The sequence below is a fragment of the Endozoicomonas sp. SESOKO1 genome (assembly GCF_024606265.1).
Lineage (GTDB): Bacteria > Pseudomonadota > Gammaproteobacteria > Pseudomonadales > Endozoicomonadaceae > Endozoicomonas.
Window position 1 is genome coordinate 1 of the sequence record NZ_JAHHPP010000366.1, and the last position, 1,257, is coordinate 1,257.

General features: G+C 50.4%; 1 protein-coding gene. It reads left to right on the forward strand.

The genetic code is table 11. From position 1 onward, the window contains the following. The coding region (locus KDK13_RS16685) for a hypothetical protein (protein ID WP_257286116.1) at positions 1-1,257 on the forward strand (1,257 nt) is incomplete at both ends.

A 1,257-nucleotide genomic window follows, 5' to 3' on the forward strand; every position in this document is an offset into this window, starting at 1 on the left:
ATATCGAAGCGAAAAATCAGTCGTTGCCTGATATTGCCACCCGCCAGGAACAGGTTCGCTCCCTGAAGTCTCTGGTAGATGAACCGACTGAGCCATGGCAGGGGGGGCTGCCGGCCAGCGGTGCTGACGCATTGCAGCAGGATTTTCAGGCTGCCAAGCAAACCTTTGAAAGAGTGCTTTATGAAAAAGGGCATAGCGGCCTCAAGGAAAGCCTGCAAAAAGCAGAGTCAGAGCGCACCCGGGCACAGAGTAATTTGGATCAGAAGATCAACGAATTCACTCTGAGTAATGAACGCCTGGATCACTGGCTGGCCGCCACTCAGCAAAGTCGTGACAGTGTTCTGAGAGATCTTAAGGGACGAATCAGGAGCAGTGAGCGGTCTATAGATAACAACGAAGACCGCCTTGCAACACGGAAAAACGAAATTTCCAAGGCTGAGGGCACTATCAAAAATAAATGCCGGTCAGCAACACCCAGTGTCACTGAAGAGCAGCTGACTCAGGAACCTAACCTGGATGGCCTGATTGAACAGACCAAGCGGGACAAGGAAAAACTGAGTGGTGACCGTCATGAGCTATTCAAACGACAGCAATCACTATCTGATCAGCAAAAGATCCATAATGACCGCCTCCGCTGTGTCCAGGAGGCAAAGATTCGCCTGGAGAGCTATCAGGAGAGCTCTGCCACTGACAGTTTGATGGATTGGCCCAGTCTGGCTATCGGCAGTATCGATGACAAAAAGGCAGCAGCTATTGAGTTTAACAAACTTGCTCAAGAGCTGGCCGGGCGTTACTCCGCCCTGGATAAAAACATCACCCAGCAGGATCTCAATCTTAGACGTGCTTTCACCAGGTTGACGGAAACTGCAAAAACCAACGGTGCCTTTGAAGATCTGCAAGCGGTAACAGAACAGATTCTCAACACGACTGCCCACAACCTCGCGGCACAGGTGCCGGAGCATATCGTCAACATTAAATCGGTGATCCGTAATCTTGAGACTGGCATTGAACGATTCTCAAATGAGATTAACCGGGCGGTAAGCCGTTTGTATCAACACTCTGTTGACTGCTACACCGCACTGGAAAAAGGTCTGGAGGTAAAAGTCCCTGACACAGTACCAGTGTATGCAGACCAACCTATCCTGACCATGACGCATAAACTCAATTTCCGTAAGCACGAAGAGGCTTATCGCCAAGCGCTGGGTCGATGGCTGGATGAGTTTTTATCCACCCAGAGACTGCCGCAAGCCAATGAAG